Source organism: Paenisporosarcina sp. FSL H8-0542 (assembly GCF_038632915.1).
In the GTDB taxonomy this organism is placed as follows: Bacteria; Bacillota; Bacilli; order Bacillales_A; family Planococcaceae; genus Paenisporosarcina.
In genome coordinates, this window is record NZ_CP152050.1 from 831,004 (window position 1) to 848,936 (window position 17,933).

The following is a 17,933-nucleotide window of genomic DNA, read 5'->3' on the forward strand; positions in this document are numbered from 1 at the left end:
TGAGGGTAAACTCTTATCAAATTATAATTCTAAGCTTCAAATATGTAAAATATTTTCAACGCAGTCTGCAGTCCTATATAATGAAGTATGAAGCTTTTGTGAAGGAGACGATCTACATGTCAGAGCAATTCGATTTATCCCAATTTGAAATGAAAATGGTCATCAGACAGACGACAATGGATGATATAGAACCTATTTTAGCGATGCAAAAGCTTTGCTTCCCAGGAATGGACCCTTGGAAAGTTGACCAACTACGTAGTCATTTAACTATTTTTCCAGAAGGCCAGATGGTCGCAGAACTGGATGGACATATTATCGGCTCATGCTCGAGTTTAATTATCAACTTTGATGAATATGATGACCGCCATTCTTGGTCAGATGTCACGGATGACGGCTATATAACGAATCACAATCCAGAAGGCTACAATATGTACGGTATAGAAGTTATGGTGCATCCCGAATATCGACGCATGAAAGTAGGGCAGCGTCTATATGAAGCGCGTAAAGAAATTGCCCGTCAATTCAATTTGAAGTCCATTATTATCGGTGGACGTATACCGAATTACCATAAACATTCGGACGAAATGTCGCCACGTGAATATGTGGATGCTGTGTCTCGACACAAAATTTATGACCCAGTATTGACCTTCCAAATCATGAACGGTTTCACGCTTATGCGTATTAATCCGAACTACTTACCTGACGATACAGCTTCAGGTAAGTATGCAACTTTGATGGAATGGAACAATGTTGACTATAAACCGATGTCAAAACGTCATTTCAAAACGAGTTATCCCGTACGTATCTGTGTTGTGCAGTACATGATGCGTGCTATTGAATCATTTGATGACCTGGCAAATCAATGCGAGTATTTTGTAGACGTGGCATCCGATGCGCATTCTGATTTCGTGGTATTCCCGGAGATTTTCACTACTCAGTTAATGTCATTTTTAAATGAACCTTCACCGAGTCGTGCTATTCGTCGATTGACTGAATTCACACCACAATATATCGAACTCTTTACCGATTTGGCAGTTCGCTACAACGTCAATATCATTGGCGGTTCACATTTCGTAAAAGAAGAAGACGATGAGATTTACAACATCGCCTACTTATTCCGTCGCGATGGTTCGATTGAAAAACAATACAAGATTCACATCACACCAAACGAACGAAAATGGTGGGGAATCAGTGCAGGCGATTCAGTCCGCGTCTTTGACACCGATTGCGGAAAAATCGCCATCCAAATTTGTTATGATATTGAGTTCCCTGAACTTGCACGCATAGCAACGGATATGGGTGCCAATATTATTTTTGCACCTTTCTGTACAGAAGATAGACAAGGTTATTTACGCGTGAAATATTGTGCACAAGCCCGCGCGGTAGAAAATCAAATTTACACGGTTATTTCGGGTACTGTCGGCAACTTGCCACAAACCGAAAATATGGACATTCAATATGCACAGTCTGGTATATATGCGCCGTCTGATTTCGAATTTGCCCGTGACGGGATCGTTGGAGAAACGAACCCGAACTTGGAAATGGTGTTAATCGGAGACGTAGATTTAGAAATTTTACGTCGCCAACGACAAGATGGTACGGTCAAACAATTAAAAGACCGTCGCCATGACGTGTATCGTATCGAATATAAAAAAGGCCAATGAGATATAGAAAAGCTTAAGTGCCAGTTACTAGACTGGCACATGAAGCCTGAGCATTTCTCATCTGCTTAATCAACGTTTTTAATGGGGGAATAGATTTGAGTTATCAACGAACTGCCGAAAAGTGGCTTACCTTTGACAAATTGGAGCCTGAATTGAAAGAACAACTTTCTGCAATCGCCCAAGATGAAAAGCGACTGGAAGATGCATTTTACAAAGACTTGGAATTTGGCACTGGCGGGATGCGCGGTGAAATTGGTGCGGGTACGAACCGCATGAATACATACACTGTCCGTAAAGCTTCCCAAGGGGTTGCGGATTACGTAAAAGCAGCTGGCACAGAAGCGATGAAAAAAGGAATTGTCATCGCCTATGACTGTCGCAGGAAATCTCCTGAATTTGCGATGGAAGCAGCAAGTACTTTTGCCAAAAATGGAGTTCAAGCCTATTTATATGAAGAGCCAAGAACTACGCCACAATTATCGTTCAGTGTAAGGGAACTGGATGCTTTTATGGGGATTGTGGTAACAGCAAGTCATAATCCTCCTGAATATAACGGCTACAAAGTTTATGGGAAAGACGGGGCCCAGTTAAATCTGGCAGATGCCGAGGCTGTGATTTCATTTGTTCAGCAAGTAGGCGATGAGTTGGCAGTAGAAGCTGGTAACATTGAACACGCTAAAGAAAATGGATTGATTCAAATGGTTGGTCGTGAGCTTGATGAGTCCTATCTTGAAAATGTCGAATCCATTCAACATCATCAAGACCTGACAGGTAAAAATGATTTAGCTGTTGTATTTTCACCTCTTCACGGGGCATCAGGGTCAACTATACGCAATTTGATGAAACGAGCGGGTTATGAAAACTTTACATTCGTAGAGGAGCAAATGGAGCCGGATGGAGAATTTCCTACATTGAAATCACCGAACCCGGAAGAAGCCAGTGCTTTTGAATTAGCGATGGCTCAAGGTAAAACAACCGGGGCTGACTTATTAATTACAGCTGATCCGGATGGAGACCGTGTGGGTGTGGCAGTGCAAAAAGGCGACAGCTATGTTTTATTGACTGGGAATCAGACTGGTGCCATTTTAATTGAGTATTTATTAACGCAATTAAAAGAAGCAGGAAACATGCCAGCAAATGGACGGGTGTTCAAAACCATTGTGACTTCTGATCTCGGACGAGTGATAGCAGAATTCCATGGTTCATCAACAGAAGATGTACTGACCGGATTCAAATTCATTGGGGAGAAAATTCAGCAATACAATGAAACAAATGAATACACATTCCTGTTTGGTTACGAGGAAAGCTATGGCTATTTGATAAAACCATTTGCACGTGACAAAGATGCGATTCAAACTGTCTTAGCGATCACAGAAGCGGCCGCTTTCTACAAAATGCAAGGGAAGTCATTGCTTGACGTCCTCCACGATTTGTTTGAAAGACATGGCTATTATTTTGAAGGATTAGTATCCGTAACTAAAAAGGGAGCAGATGGAGCACGTGAAATCAAAAGTCTGTTAACCAGTTTACGAACTCAACCTTTGAAAGAAGTTGCAGGCATTGTGATTTCATCACAAGAAGATTACTTGACGCAAACACGCAGCTTTGTTGACGGTCGCAAAGACGAGACACTTATACTGCCACAAGCCGATGTATTGAAATATTTCCTGTCAGATGGATCATGGGTTTGTGTAAGACCAAGTGGAACTGAACCAAAAATCAAATACTATATTGGTGTGACAAGTCCTACCGAAGCTGAAAGCAAGGAAAAAATTGAACGAATAAAAACACAATTCACTGCTGACATGGATAAGCGTTTCGGCCTGTAATTGGAAACCCTATTAGCAAAAAGCTAATAGGGTTTTGTTGATAAGGGGGATAAAAAGTGAATGTGGAAACAACAAGATAACGCATTAAGAAAATCTATAAAGGACATTAATTGGGACGATTTGCTGTTGTACTTAGGACGCAATAACAGAGAACTATTGCACCGTGTGGATTTCGAAAAGCAATCCGTATTAAAAGCGATTCGAATTGATAATGAAATCTTATTAATCGAAGTATCTTACATCCATAACAAACTTGTCATAGCTTTCCCACAATTGAGTACAATTAGTGACCTTGCTATCACCGTAGCGACTGCGTACGTAGAAGTGTGGTTTGATTTATCTCGTGATTTACGCCCATTTTATACATTAGCTGAAGAAGATGCGATATTATCTGGTGTTGTCTCGGCTTATAAAGGGCTCAGGATAGTTGGTGTGGCAGATCTATTTGAAGCGCTTTGTTGGTCGATTATGGGGCAGCAAATAAGTTTGCACGTTGCGTATGCATTAAAACAAAAGCTCGTCACAACATATGGTGAATCTATCGAATATAAAGAAGAAAAGTATTGGTTATTTCCTTCACCCGAGAGAATTGCTACATTGCAAGTTGAGGATTTGCGCAGCCTTTCCTTCACTCAGCGAAAAGCAGAATATGTCATGGGTGTTGCTGGGATCATAGCAACCAAACAATTAACAAAGGAACAGTTTGTTGGGTTGTCATTAACGGAAATGGAAGCCAGGTTAACAGCCATTCGAGGTATCGGGAAATGGTCGGCAAACTATGTCATCATGCGATGTTTCAGGCACCCGGATGCTTTTCCAATAGCTGATGTCGGTCTACATAATGCATTGAAAAAAGTGCACAACGAATCGCAAAAACCGACTTTAGAAGAGATCGAAAGATGGTCCGAAAATTGGGCTGGTTGGCGCGCTTATGCCACGTTTTACTTATGGAGAACTCTTCAGGAGTAAGCATTTCAGTCAAAAGTATGAATCTGTCTTCATGCGAATGCATGAAATCGAATGGTATGATAAGAGTTACAATGATGGTATGACGGAGGCGACTGTATGCAATCAAATGGACATTCAAATATCGGTTTACTGAAAGAGATTGCCGAGTTATTAAATGAAGAAACCGAAATGACAACGATGCTGCAGGGCGCATTACGAAAATTTTTAGCTGGCACACAGTTTGAAACAGGATGGATATTCTTCATTGATACAAAAGGAAGGCATCAATTAATTGCACATGAAAATTTACCAAATGCACTGGAACATGATAGTTGTCGTCATCTTCAAAAAGGCGGCTGCTGGTGTGTTTCCAAGTATCGCAATGGTGAACTAAAGAAAGCGACGAATATGATAGAATGTCAGCGGATAGAGAATGCCATCGATGCAAAATTAGGTGATCACGGAGGCATTACACATCACGCAACCGTTCCGCTTCAATCAGGTCAGGAAAGATTTGGTTTGTTGAATGTAGCATCCCCCCATACGATTGGATTTACGAATGACGAATTAGCGTTGCTCGAATCGGTTGCCTTGCAAATGGGTTCAGCCATCAAACGAATCGTCTTAACGAAGCAAGAACAGGAAATGGCATTAGTTCAGGAGCGCAACCGATTAGCCCGTGATTTACACGATTCAGTGAACCAGCTTTTGTTTTCCGTTACGTTGACTGCGCGAGGTGGAAGCGAAATGGCGGAGCAGACAGAGGTAAAAGAAACGTTTCGTGAAATTCAACATTTAACGCAGGAAGCTTTGACAGAAATGCGTGCACTTATTTGGCAATTACGTCCAAAGGGTCTTGAAACCGGCTTGGTTGAAGGGATAAAAGGCTATGCAGAAATGCTTGGTTTGTCCTTGAAAGTGAATGTAACCGGGGTTATTAACTTGCCATCACGCATAGAAGAAACTTTGTTTCGTATAGCACAAGAAGGATTAAATAATGTCCGTAAACATTCAGGTGTGCAGGAAGCTGAATTATTCATCACGGTGACACCTTCCGATATGTTACTCGTTTTGAAAGATGAAGGATGCGGATTTCAAATGGATACAAATGTACGAATTCCTTCTATCGGTTTACAGAGTATGCGCGACCGTGCCCAGGCTGCTGGTGGATCCGTAGATTGGGTGAGTGAAATTGAAAAAGGAACGGAACTGTTAATCCGTTTGCCATATTAAGGAGGAATCTGCATGATACGAGTGCTGATTGCGGATGATCATCATGTTGTTCGCCGCGGTTTATTATTTTTCTTGAAAACGCAAAAAGACATGGATGTGGTGGGAGAAGCGACCAATGGGAAGGAAGCTGTTGAATTGACAGCAAGTCTCAGACCCGATATTGTATTAATGGATTTAGTTATGCCAATAATGGATGGGATTCAAGCAACGAAAAAAATCAAAGAACAGTACCCGCAAACAGAAGTGCTGATGCTTACGAGCTTTTCAGACCGTGATCATGTCATTCCTGCTATTGAAGCGGGAGCTGCAGGCTATCAGCTAAAAGATATTGAACCTGACGATTTAGTGGAATCCATCCGCAAACTGATGCGTGGGGAAAATACGTTGCATCCGCTTGCCACCTCGGAACTGATGAAGGTCCGGGAACCGCAAATTGATCCACCGCACAAATTATATCCTTTGACTCCACGAGAGCAGGATGTTTTATCTGAGCTTACAAAAGGGAAAAGCAATAGAGAAATCGCTTCCTCATTGTTTGTCACGGAAAAAACAGTCAAAACCCACATATCCAATATTTTTTCAAAACTACACGTCCAAGACCGCACGCAAGCCGCACTTTATGCAGTAAAGCATGGACTAACTGAACCGAGCGGACTGTAAAAGGAGAGAATGAACATGAAAATTTTAGTCATAAGTGGAGGACCACGTAAACATGGTCGTACCGCAATTGCAGCTCGATTTATTGAACGTACTTATGGATTCCATACAATGGATTTAAGTGTAATGGGAATGCCGATGTACACTGGAGAAGAAGAGCAAGCAAATGAGTCTGTTGTAAAATCTTTACGTCAAGCTGTGCTAGAAGCTGATGCTGTATTGTTGTTATCACCTGAATATCACAGTGCCATGAGTGGAGCGCTGAAAAATGCATTGGACTTCCTGGGCAGTACACAGTTTCTACATAAACCAGTCGGCTTACTTGCTATCGCTGGTGGAGGAAAAGGTGGCATCAATTGCTTGAATAATATGCGTACAGTGATGCGAGGCGTTTATGCCAATGCAATTCCACGCCAGTTGGTGCTTGATCCAAGTACATTTGATTATGACCGAGATGGTCTAGTAAAAGAAGCGGCTGAACAAGTCGATGGCTTAATCGAGGAATTGAAAATGTACGCACGGATCGGGAATGAAATGAAATCGCAAAGTTTGATTTAAAAAGTTGAGAACCAACCTGTTATGGTTGGTTCTCAACTTTTTGCTTTGGTATAGGATTGATCAGTTAAATGTTGTATGTTGATGTACTATTAGTGGAGTTAGTTGTTAATTATTGGGTGATTAAATCTCGATTGATGCCGGTTAAACCAGCTCAAGAGCCGATTAAACAGATATAGACAGAGAAATGCCTAATCAAACAAAAAGCCAACCCATGAAATAGAGGTTGGCCATTTTTGTTATCTTTTTTTAGTAGGTCTTTTCCGCATATCTTTCGTAATTTGTTTCCATTTCCCTCGCTCTGTTTTTTGGGCAGCGGCATCCGCTTTTCGTTCCATGTAAGCAAGCTCACGTTTTATTTTTTCATAACTTGCATATCGTTCTTGTGTCAGGGAGCCATTATTCAACGCTTCCTGCACACCACATCCAGGTTGGCCATTATGTTGGCAATCTGAAAAGCGGCATGTTCTCGCAAATTGCTCTACGTCCTTAAAGCCAGTATCTAAACTTTCACTGTTATCCCACATTTGGAATTCACGCATACCAGGAGTGTCAATCAACAGACCGCCTCCAGGCATTCGGAACAATTCTCGATGAGTTGTCGTATGGCGGCCTTTATCATCATCTTCTCGAATGTCCTGAACGGCCATGACATTCTCACCGCATAGTGCATTGGTTAAAGAAGATTTCCCTACACCAGATGAGCCCAGCAACGCAGCAGTTTTGCCGTCTTTCAATAAGTCTTGAAGTTCGTCAATGCCTTCTCCGGTAACACTGCTGACGACATGTATCGGTACACCAAATGCCACTGTTTCAGCTTGATCCACATAAGAATGTGGATCATCACAAACATCTTTTTTCGTTAAAACGATAACAGGGTTTGCGCCTGAGTCCCAAGCTGCAACCAAATATCGTTCCAATCGACGAAGGTTGAAATCCATGTTCAAAGACATGACGAGAAAGACGATATCTACGTTAACGGCTACAATTTGTTCTACCGTTGTACCACCCGCTACTTTTCGTGAAAATATAGAAGTTCGTGGCAGTATGTTTCGAATGATACCTTTTTCTTCACCTGGCATTTTTTCAACCGCTACCCAATCACCGACAGCCGGATAGTCCCGGCGTTCATGTGCCTGGTGTTTGAAGCTGCCGGAAAGGGAAGCTAGCCATTCACCTTCATCTGTCACCACTCTGTACATATGTTTATGTTCAAGCAATACGCGTCCAATAACGCAAGCTTGCAACTTTTCATTCGAGGACTGGTCTTGCCATTTCGTTGCTAAAGACTCGTTCCATCCGTAATTTTTAATTGTTTTCAATGTGTTAATCATTTTCAATGTGTGTTCCTCCTGATTTGTGTATAAGAAAATTGGAATGCGCCATATGCGCTTCAGTCCATTTACATTTTCTTGGGAAATAAAAAAACCGTGGCTGCGAAAGGCAGTCACGGTTCATACACATCACAAAAGAAACGTTCTACTTGTTAGAAAGCATACGTGTGATGAGATACCTGGAACATGCCAATTCGCAATTTTACGTTCTCAATTAAATTTGCCATAATACCTCACCTGCTTTCGATTTAATAAAGTAACCATAACAAAATCATATTCATCATGTCAATACTATATGTGAGAAATTTTACCCAATTCTGAAAAAAAGTAATTGTCATGTTTATGAAACCGTAACGTAAGGGTATCTAACTAATAAGTTGTTAGAAAAATACTAAAATACGAAAGTGGAGGTATTCGAAATGATGACGAATTCAATTGCCGGACAAAAATGGTGGAAAATTGGTGCTGCAGCTTTCCTGACAGTAGGTTTACTAGGGGCATGTGGTGATGGAGACGATGAAGATGTTGAGAATGAAATCCAAGATGAACAAGACTCTGAATAAGACTTCAAAAAAAACCGCCGATATGGCGGTTTTTTTATGGATTAAAAGTAATATGATTTGGTTTTTTTATAAAAAATATTACATTCACTTGAACATTTTAGAATGGAGTTAGTAAGATGCTGGAGGAAAACGATATATGTAAATTTTGGTAACTGTTATATTATTGGAACCGAATTGCACTGATTACGTCTACTTGTAGTCGTCTCTTTTAAAGAATTATTATTGATAGGATATTCTTTTACTTAAAAGGAACAAATTTTTGTTTTTAAATTCTCGGTTTAAAGTTTCATGATGTACACGAACAATCTATGATACTATATTGTTTTGTAAATATAAGCTTTCTAGCTAGTGGGGTTTTCATATGTTTTCTCAATCATTTTTACAATTAAATACTATTTTTATCAGCATATTAATAGAATCCATACCTTTTGTGCTGATTGGTGTTTTTATTTCAGGATTCCTTCAAATGTTTGTATCGGAAGAAATGATTGCACGAGTTATCCCGAAGAATCGATTTTTGGCCGTCCTCTATGCAACTATTTTGGGTGCCTTCTTTCCTGCCTGTGAGTGTGGCATTGTGCCGATTGTTCGCAGACTTCTCCTAAAAGGGGTCCCTTTGCATGCAGGAATTGCTTTTATGTTAACCGGGCCGATCATCAATCCTATTGTTTTATTTTCCACTTACATTGCTTTCGGAAATCAATGGGACATGGTGTTATACCGCAGTGGACTTGCTTTTATTGTCGCAATGACAGTTGGTATTATCTTGTCCTATCAATTTAAGGGGAATCAACTGTTAGAAAAGGGGAAGATGAATACTCATCATCATCATCATTCTAAGGGACAATCGTTTAAAAGTAAATTTGCGGATATGCTTCGACATGCAGTGGATGAATTCTTTTCTGTAGGTAAGTATTTAATTTTGGGTGCATTTATTGCAGCAACAATGCAAACCTACTTGAAAACTTCTACATTGCTGGACATCGGTCAAACCGACATTACTTCATCGCTTGTCATGATGGTTCTTGCTTTTGTCATGTCGCTTTGTTCAGAAGCAGATGCATTTATTGCTTCTTCATTCAGTAGTACTTTTTCAGTCGGATCTATCGTGGCATTTCTTGTATTTGGTCCAATGGTAGACATTAAAAATACTCTTATGATGCTCAGTGTTTTCAATAAACGTTTTATCTTTATCTTAATTGGCTATATTGCCCTATTTGTTTTAGTCGGTTCACTATTGATATGAAGGAGGGAAAGTCTTGGTAAGGACGTATATTTTACTCATTTTCACTTTCTTCTTTGCACATTTACATGCTTCAGGAAATATTACGAAATACATTAACATGAAGTATTCCTATCTTTCCTATAGCGCAATTTTCATTTTCGCCATTTTAACAATTGTCCAAGCATATACAGATATCAAACAGTCAAAAGATGAACCTGATGAATCTTGTTGTGATGGAAATCATAGCCATGAAAAAACGAAGCCTTTTTATCAGAGATGTTTCATTTATGGGGTTTTTATATTTCCTTTACTAACTGGCTTTTTTCTGCCGATTGCAACTCTAGATTCTACAATTGTTAAATCGAAAGGATTTTCGTTCAAGGCAATGGAAACAACCGATGAATATGCTGTCACTCAGTACTTGAAACCTGATACCAGTATTTATTATGGCAAGGAAGGCTACGATGAATTAATGGATATTGAAAAAAATAAATATCTATCCAAAAGTAGCGTAATACTTAAAGATACAAACTATCTTAAAGGGTTGGAAACAATCTATAATTATCCTGGGGATTTTCTTGGGAAGACAATTGAATTTGATGGTTTTACATTTAAAGGGGAGACTGTGAACAAAAACCAGCTTTTCGTCCTGCGATTTGGTATTATTCATTGTATTGCAGATTCGGGTGTATATGGAATGTTAGTTGAATTTCCTGAGAATATGAATATCGAAGATGACCAATGGATCCATGTCAAGGGAACCCTCTCTTCAGTCTATTACCAACCATTTAAATCCACCATCCCAGTGTTGCTTGTAGAAGAATGGGAAAATACCAAAGAACCCAAAGAACCATATGTTTATCGTTCATATTAAATTTCATCGATAGTGAAATTCTAAAATCCATAGGCAAGAAAAAAAGGCGTCGCAGACTAACTGGTTCTGTTATGAAGTACAAAATAAAAATATATAACTAAAAGCACCGCAATTGGTACAAATCTGTCATAAGATTTGTATCAAAAAGCGGTGCTTTTTCTATTTCAGTTTATTGACTTGAGAATAGCAATACTAATTTTATAAAAAGGGAGCATGGGGGGTTTGTGTAAATAAGTAAAAGATAGAAAAATGTAACTTTTCTGTTTTTATAACGTATTACAATTAACAAAAGATAATAATTTTAACGTAACACAAATTATCAGGGGGGATTAGAATGTATTATAAACGAATTAAAAAAATTGGAGGCATCTTATTCTTGGTTAGCTCGTGTTTTCTGTTTGCCGCCTGTTCGGAAGAAATTCCTGAACAGCAAAAAGAAGTGGTTGTTTCATTAGAAGATAAAAATGAAGAAGCAGTCCAGGCTGTTCTTGAATCAGAATTCACAGTTCCGAACGAAGAATATGTGCTTATTGTCAAAAACATTGATAAAAAAATGACCGAAATAGGCAGCCACACACCTGAAGCGAATGAAGTAAATGGAGATGTAGAGTCAGGGGTCTCAGATGAATGGCGTGCCTACGAGGAATTAGTTAAAAAAACATATGGACCTTACTTTACTGACCATCTATATGATTACCTTATTTCCAATGTTATTGCTTTTCATTATCACTATGGATATATAGGCTTTGACGAAAATATTCGGTATGAAATGAAAGTTAGTGATATACAAGTAACTAAAAGTGAGAATAAAAACACACCCAAGCATTATGACTTTACCGCTCAGGTAGAATATACGAATAATGCAGGTGAAGTTTCACAACACGAAGTAAAAGGTACGGCAATTCTTTCTGAACCAGGAAAAATTGGGAAGTTTGAAATACTGGATGATGGTGGTTTAGGAGAAAAAGTATCAGTGGACCGACAATAACAACAAAACATTGTGATTTTGCACTGTCTTCGGATGGTGCATTTTATATTTTAAAAGAAAAGCACCGCTAAATGCGGTGCTAATTAATTACTAAGTGATATCCGATATCGGATATTATTTAGTTTTTTTTTCCTCTCAAGAAAACTCGATAGGATTTTTTCAGCGTTTCTTATCGTTAATAAATCAAACTTCTTCGTTTTACCCCAATCCTTCAATTCTTTAATCGATTGTCTCGTGGGGTTCAATATGAACCAGAACCATGCAAAATGGTATTACTAAATGTATTTTTTTCTCAATCTCTTCCGTTATTCGATGACTCTCCACAACATTTAATGATGGATCAACTGTAACGGTTAAATCGACAAACATTAGATTCCCATGCATGCGTCCTTTGAAGTCTTCTAAATGGATGACACCCTGTACTTTTCGAACGAGAACTGAAAGAGTTTCAACCTCATCTTCGTTAAAACCGTCAGTCAAGGTATGTACTGCCTCATTGAAGATATCGAATGCCGTTTTCATGATCAGTAATCCGACTAAAATGGCTGTAATTGAATCCAAGATAGGGAGTCCAAATATAGCAGCTAATATCCCGATAGATGCCCCGATACTGACGAGGGCATCGGATCGGTTATCATATGCTGCGGCTCGAACCGCGGAGCTATTAATTCGATTAGCCAGCCTTAAATTGTATCGATAAACCACATACATCACAATGGCACTACCAGCAGCAACAAATGCTGTTAAGATGGAAGGTGTTTCGTGAATCGGGTGAAGCATGTTCTTTCCTGCATTTATTAATACTTGCAAACCGACAGCAGCCATAATAAAAGAGGCGACAAGGGATGCAACTGTTTCGGCACGGAGATGTCCATAATGATGATTATGATCCGGAGGTTTTTGTGATATTCGAAGTCCAATCAATACAGCAATTGAAGCAGCGATGTCCGTCGAATTATTGAGACCATCTGCTTTTAAAGCTTCGGAAGTACCGATATATCCGATGGTCAATTTTATAGTGCTTAGAACTAAATAGGTACCGATACTTATCCAAGCACCTTTTTCCCCTTCGCGTAATTGTGTATATAGCTCCAATTTGTTTCCCCCCTGCAAAACTTTCAGACATAAGAAAACGACTCTCTTAGTGAGAGTCGTTTCTTTCTAATCGTTCTTCAATCATATTTTCTAATTCTTCTTTAGTTAATTTAATGACTTCAAGATACAGTATGTGATGGCCTTCCATATCTTTAATCGTGAATTCGTATCCTTGTTCAATTATTTTTTCACCTTTAATGGCTTCAAAATGTTTAGTCAGGAACCATCCACCGATTGTATCAATATCTTCTTCATCAATATCAATGCCCAAAATATCATTAACGTTTTCTATTAAAATTTTGGCATCAAGGATATAGTGATGATCTCCTAATTTTTGAACATCCGGCAATTCATCATTATCAAACTCGTCTCGAATATCACCGACAATTTCTTCAAGAATGTCTTCGATTGTTACGAGACCCGATGTTCCGCCATATTCATCCATCAATATTGCCATATGAATACGTTCACGTTGAATTTTCAATAACAACTCACCAATTGGAATGGTTTCAATGACACGAATGATTGGTTGCATATAATCAATGACCGGTCGATTAATATTCTCAGAATCCTTAATATAAGCAGTCAATAAATTCTTCATGTTCACCAAACCGATTACATGATCTTTGTCGCCATCTGTTACTGGATATCGCGTATACTGTTCGACGTTTACCTGGTCAAACACTTGGCGAAGGGTCGTATCTTTATCAATGGTGCTCATCTCGGTACGGGGAGCCATAATTTCTTTGGCAATCCGATCGTCAAATTCAAAAATCTTGTTTACAAACTTATATTCCGATTGGTTGATTTCACCACTTTTCAAGCTATCCGATAGAATTATACGAAGTTCTTCTTCTGTATGTGCCAGCTCTGATTCAGATGCAGGCTTTAATCCAAATAAGCCTGTAAGTGTTCGAGCGGAACCATTTAGGAATTTAATAATTGGATACATGATGCGATAGAACCAAATCAATGGTTTTGCCGTAAACAAGGCAACTTGCTCCGCTTTTTGAATGGCTAACGTTTTCGGTGCCAATTCACCGACCACTACGTGCAAAAATGTAACGAATGAGAACGCAATTCCGTAAGATAGGATATTTGACGTGCTATCACTTAGCTCGAAACGTTCAAATAGTGGATGCAATAAAAGTTCGACAGTAGGTTCTCCAAGTAAACCTAAACCTAACGCGGTCATTGTAATACCCAACTGACACGCAGATAAATATTCATCCAAATTTGAAATGACGCGTTTAGCGTGAACGGCACGTTTATTTCCTTCCGCAACCAATTGATCAATGCGGGTTGATCTCACTTTTACAATAGCAAACTCACTTGCCACGAAGAATGCCGTAAAGGCGATTAAGACAGCAAATGCTGTCAATCGTATGGCTATGTCCAAAGAATTCCTTTGTTCCAGACCCGAATGAGGGGGAGAACAAAGTGTACACCTCCTGTTTTCTAAAAAATAGTTAATACCTATAATAATAAAATACTCAGGTTTAAAAAACAAATATTACTTTCCACACGCAATTTCCCTTTCAACGGTTTCCTTATTTTTGTATCCTAAAAGAAGAGACTTATATGATGGGGGAGTGAATAAATTATGGGAAAAGCTAAGAGAGGTCGATATCTTGAAATCTTGTCCGCTTCAACCAAACTAGGGTTAACTTCCTTTGGAGGTCCAGCAGCACATATCGGTTATTTTAGAGATGAATACGTGCAAAAGAGAAAATGGCTCGACGATAAGCTGTATGCTGATTTGGTTGCCTTATGTCAATTCCTGCCCGGTCCCGCGAGTTCACAAGTAGGGATATCAATCGGTATGCTACGTGGAGGATTACTCGGTGGTATTTTGTCATGGATTGGTTTTACACTTCCTTCGGTTTTAATATTGATGGCCTTTGCATGGATTGTTATGCAATCGGGATCATTTGAAAGTGGTTGGATTCAAGGCTTGAAAATCGTTGCTGTTGCAGTTGTCGCGCATGCATTGATGGGGATGGGCAAAACGTTAACACCGGATCGTCCGAGATTGACAGTCGCAATGATTGCCGCAGCCGCAACATTATTGATTCCGACGGCTTTGGGTCAGATTCTGATTATCATACTAGCTAGTTTGTTTGGCGTACTGTATTACAAAAATGAAAAAGCACCAGATGCAGTCGATATGCCATTGTCATTCGGTAAGAGGACAGGAATTATCGCATGGATTCTATTCTTTGCTTTACTCATTATATTGCCGATCTTTAGACCATTTGTACAAGCTACCTGGTATGCGATCTTTGATATTTTCTATCGTGTTGGTTCTATCGTGTTCGGCGGGGGGCATGTTGTTTTACCAATGCTGGAACGGGAAGTAGTACCAGCCGGTTGGATGTCTTCGGAAGCTTTCATAGCGGGTTATGGTGCAGCTCAAGCGGTACCGGGTCCATTGTTTACACTGGCTGGCTATCTTGGTCAAATCATGGGAAGCTTCTCCGGAGCTGCCATTGCCGTGGTTGCAATGTTTTTACCTTCCTTCCTACTTGTAATGGGAACGTTGCCTTTTTGGGCGGTTATTCGTACTAAACCAAGAATTCAAGCGGCATTGAAAGGTGTGAACGCGGCCGTAGTAGGAATATTACTGGCAGCATTGTATGACCCGGTCTTTACAAGTGCCGTACATGCCCCAATTGATTTTGTCATTGTGTTAATTTCATTTACTCTGTTAGTATTTTATAAACTGCCACCTTGGATTGTCGTGATTATCACCGCAATATTAGGTGCATTGAGCTTCGCTATATTTGGTTAAAAGGGAGAGATGGCTTTGGATACGACTGTGCAATATGCAATAGAAATGGATAAGCATGATAAGATGAGTTCTTTTAAAAAAGAGTTCTACTTACCAGAGAATCAATTATATATGGATGGGAACTCGTTGGGGCTTATGTCAAAACGTTCAGAAGCAACTTTGGATAAACTAATTTCCAGCTGGCGTGAAAAAGGGATTGATGGCTGGACTGAAGGTGAGAATCCATGGTTTACATATCCAGAGCAGTTAAGTGAACGTGTCGCCAAAATTGTCGGTGCTCAAGGAAATGAAGTGATGGTGACTGGCTCCATTACCGTGAATATTCACCAAATGCTATCTACTTTGTTCCATCCGACACCTGAAAAGTCTGTTATTGTCGTTGACGAACTGAATTTCCCTTCCGATATTTATGCGGTGGAAAGTCATTTGCGGTTGCGCGGTCTGGACCCTGCTGTATCGATGCGAAAAGTGAAAAGTACTGACGGCTATACACTAACAATGGATGCAATTGAAGAAATGTTAACAGAGGATGTAGCCATCTTAATGTTACCTTCTGTGTTGTATCGAAGCGGCCAGTTGTTGGATTTGCGTCGCATCACTGAAATGGCCCATGCGAAAGGAATTTTGGTAGGCTTTGATTTGGCACATTCCATTGGCTCCGTACCTCATAACTTACATAATGATGACGTAGATTTTGCAATATGGTGCCATTACAAATACATGAATAATGGTCCTGGGGGAACTGGTGGGCTTTATATTCACGAGCGTCATCATCACGAGTTGCCTGGTCTTGCGGGCTGGTTCGGTTCAGATAAGACCAAGCAATTTGATATGTCTCATGAATTCTCCAAAGCAAATGGAGCGGGTGCTTATCAAATCGGGACCCCGAATTTATTCAGCACTGCGCCTTTAAGCGGAAGTGTGGAGCTTTTTGAAGAAGCGGGAATGGACGCAGTCCGTTCGAAATCACTTGCGTTGACAAAATATTTACGTGAGTTGATTCAAGCGGAAGCAGGTTCATTCGGCTTTGTTGATGTCACGCCCTTTGCAGATGAATCAAGAGGTGGACATATTGCTCTTGCCCATCCAGAAGCTGCCCGGATTTGTAGAGCATTGAAAGAAGCAAATGTCGTTCCCGATTTCAGAGCACCAGATATTATTCGATTGGCGCCGATTAGTTTTTATTCGAGTTTTGAAGATGTGTGGGAAATGGTCCAACGCTTAAAAACCATTATGGTAGAAGAAACATACAAAACGTTCACTAATGAACGAAATGTGGTGGCTTAAATGAAAATACATGACATTTCGATGTTGTTGAACCAGAACGTTGCAGAATGGCCGGGTGATACGCCATTCCAATTTCATATCAACTGGACAAAAGAACAGAGTGGTTCGGTAAACGTCGGACAAATTACGACGAGTACACATATAGGTACCCATATCGATGCTCCTTTTCATTTTGATGAAAACGGAAAGAAAGTTCACGAACTTCCTTTGGAAAACTATATCGTCGACGCGATTGTGATTGATGTGAGTGGAAGTGAGGTTATATCGAGAGAATTGTTGAAAGGTAAAGTGACTGGGGAAGCAAAAGCGGTTCTTTTCCGAACGAATGCCTGGCAGCAAAGAGATGTATTCCCTGAAGCAATTCCAGCATTTGATGCGGATATTGTGGATTGGATGGTTGAGAACGAATTGTCTTTATTTGGAGTCGACTTACCATCGGTTGATGCGATTACTAGCAAAGATTTACCTATGCATCATGCTTTAGGAACTGCAGGTCGCTATATTCTTGAAGGACTTATACTGGACGATCTCAAGGAAGATACTTATCAATTAATCGCACTTCCTTTGAAAATAGAAGGAGCGGATGGAAGCCCCGTGCGCGCAGTATTAATTGAAAAGTAATATGGAATACGAGGACCTTGGCTGAAACGCCGAGGTCCATTTTTAAATAGAAAGTAGTTGGTAGTATACACATGTTCTATGCAATCGCTTTATTTATCCTAGCTGGACTCGCTGAAATCGGTGGAGGATTGCGGACAGTGCTTTAAATGCAAAGCCTTCATACCCACGTTCGAGCAATACCCGTTTAAATACCCTACTTAAATATGCCTAAACGCAATTTATTAACAGAATAATAATTTTTTTCTAAATCTATTGACAATCCAAAAAAT

General features: G+C 39.8%; 16 protein-coding genes. 13 read left to right on the forward strand and 3 right to left on the reverse strand.

The features are described 5' to 3' along the window. Positions 1 to 116 precede the first annotated feature (116 nt). From MHH33_RS04465 to MHH33_RS04490, 6 genes are all read left to right on the forward strand, one after another. Positions 117 to 1,664 carry a GNAT family N-acetyltransferase gene (locus MHH33_RS04465; RefSeq protein WP_342543045.1) on the forward strand — a complete coding sequence of 516 codons (1,548 nt, stop codon included), beginning with the start codon at positions 117 to 119 and terminating at the stop codon, positions 1,662 to 1,664. Between the two features lie 95 nt (positions 1,665 to 1,759). After that, positions 1,760 to 3,493 (forward strand): phospho-sugar mutase, encoded by a 1,734-nt coding sequence (locus tag MHH33_RS04470; RefSeq protein WP_342543046.1) that lies wholly within the window; start codon positions 1,760 to 1,762, stop codon positions 3,491 to 3,493. Between the two features lie 60 nt (positions 3,494 to 3,553). Then, positions 3,554 to 4,462 (forward strand): DNA-3-methyladenine glycosylase, encoded by a 909-nt coding sequence (locus MHH33_RS04475; protein WP_342543047.1) that lies wholly within the window; start codon positions 3,554 to 3,556, stop codon positions 4,460 to 4,462. Positions 4,463 to 4,558: 96 nt separating this feature from the next. Then, a complete protein-coding gene (locus MHH33_RS04480) occupies positions 4,559 to 5,674 on the forward strand; it encodes a GAF domain-containing sensor histidine kinase (RefSeq protein ID WP_016429202.1) in 1,116 nt (371 codons plus the stop codon). Positions 5,675 to 5,686: 12 nt separating this feature from the next. Further along, complete coding sequence (locus MHH33_RS04485) at positions 5,687 to 6,334, forward strand: response regulator transcription factor (protein WP_016429201.1); 648 nt, start codon at positions 5,687 to 5,689, stop codon at positions 6,332 to 6,334. Positions 6,335 to 6,349: 15 nt separating this feature from the next. Beyond that, a complete protein-coding gene (locus MHH33_RS04490; protein WP_016429200.1) occupies positions 6,350 to 6,889 on the forward strand; it encodes an NADPH-dependent FMN reductase in 540 nt (179 codons plus the stop codon). A 236-nt stretch (positions 6,890 to 7,125) separates the two neighbouring features. Here the strand turns inward: MHH33_RS04490 and rsgA are convergent, their stop codons facing one another. Next, positions 7,126 to 8,220 (reverse strand): ribosome small subunit-dependent GTPase A, encoded by a 1,095-nt coding sequence (gene rsgA, locus MHH33_RS04495; RefSeq protein ID WP_342543732.1) that lies wholly within the window; start codon positions 8,218 to 8,220, stop codon positions 7,126 to 7,128. A 419-nt stretch (positions 8,221 to 8,639) separates the two neighbouring features. Here rsgA and MHH33_RS04500 point away from each other — a divergent pair, with 419 nt between their 5' ends. The 4 genes from MHH33_RS04500 to MHH33_RS04515 all read left to right on the forward strand — a co-directional run bounded on the left by MHH33_RS04500 (position 8,640) and on the right by MHH33_RS04515 (position 11,870). Further along, positions 8,640 to 8,783 carry a hypothetical protein gene (locus MHH33_RS04500; protein ID WP_016429197.1) on the forward strand — a complete coding sequence of 48 codons (144 nt, stop codon included), beginning with the start codon at positions 8,640 to 8,642 and terminating at the stop codon, positions 8,781 to 8,783. A gap of 361 nt (positions 8,784 to 9,144) precedes the next feature. After that, complete coding sequence (locus MHH33_RS04505) at positions 9,145 to 10,029, forward strand: permease (RefSeq protein WP_342543048.1); 885 nt, start codon at positions 9,145 to 9,147, stop codon at positions 10,027 to 10,029. Positions 10,030 to 10,042: 13 nt separating this feature from the next. Next, positions 10,043 to 10,882: a TIGR03943 family protein gene (locus tag MHH33_RS04510; RefSeq protein WP_342543049.1), complete on the forward strand. Its 840-nt coding sequence runs from the start codon at positions 10,043 to 10,045 to the stop codon at positions 10,880 to 10,882. 334 nt (positions 10,883 to 11,216) lie between these two features. Then, positions 11,217 to 11,870, forward strand: coding sequence for a hypothetical protein (locus tag MHH33_RS04515; protein WP_016429194.1), 654 nt, complete (start codon positions 11,217 to 11,219; stop codon positions 11,868 to 11,870). Between the two features lie 219 nt (positions 11,871 to 12,089). Here the strand turns inward: MHH33_RS04515 and MHH33_RS04520 are convergent, their stop codons facing one another. Together MHH33_RS04520 and MHH33_RS04525 are read right to left on the reverse strand one after the other, a co-directional pair. Then, positions 12,090 to 12,965 carry a cation diffusion facilitator family transporter gene (locus MHH33_RS04520; RefSeq protein ID WP_342543050.1) on the reverse strand — a complete coding sequence of 292 codons (876 nt, stop codon included), beginning with the start codon at positions 12,963 to 12,965 and terminating at the stop codon, positions 12,090 to 12,092. A 46-nt stretch (positions 12,966 to 13,011) separates the two neighbouring features. After that, positions 13,012 to 14,346, reverse strand: coding sequence for a hemolysin family protein (locus MHH33_RS04525; RefSeq protein ID WP_342543051.1), 1,335 nt, complete (start codon positions 14,344 to 14,346; stop codon positions 13,012 to 13,014). A gap of 222 nt (positions 14,347 to 14,568) precedes the next feature. On the opposite strand from MHH33_RS04525, the gene chrA reads away from it, so the two are divergent. Genes chrA through kynB form a run of 3 tightly spaced genes read left to right on the forward strand, consistent with a single transcriptional unit; the run spans position 14,569 to position 17,664 of the window. Beyond that, on the forward strand, positions 14,569 to 15,756 hold the full coding sequence (gene chrA / locus MHH33_RS04530) for a chromate efflux transporter (RefSeq protein WP_342543052.1): 1,188 nt from the start codon (positions 14,569 to 14,571) through the stop codon (positions 15,754 to 15,756). Positions 15,757 to 15,771: 15 nt separating this feature from the next. Then, positions 15,772 to 17,043 (forward strand): kynureninase, encoded by a 1,272-nt coding sequence (gene kynU, locus MHH33_RS04535; RefSeq protein WP_342543053.1) that lies wholly within the window; start codon positions 15,772 to 15,774, stop codon positions 17,041 to 17,043. Next, entirely contained in the window at positions 17,044 to 17,664 is a 621-nt protein-coding gene (gene kynB, locus MHH33_RS04540; RefSeq protein WP_342543054.1) for an arylformamidase, read from the forward strand. The last annotated feature ends 269 nt before the right edge of the window (positions 17,665 to 17,933 follow it).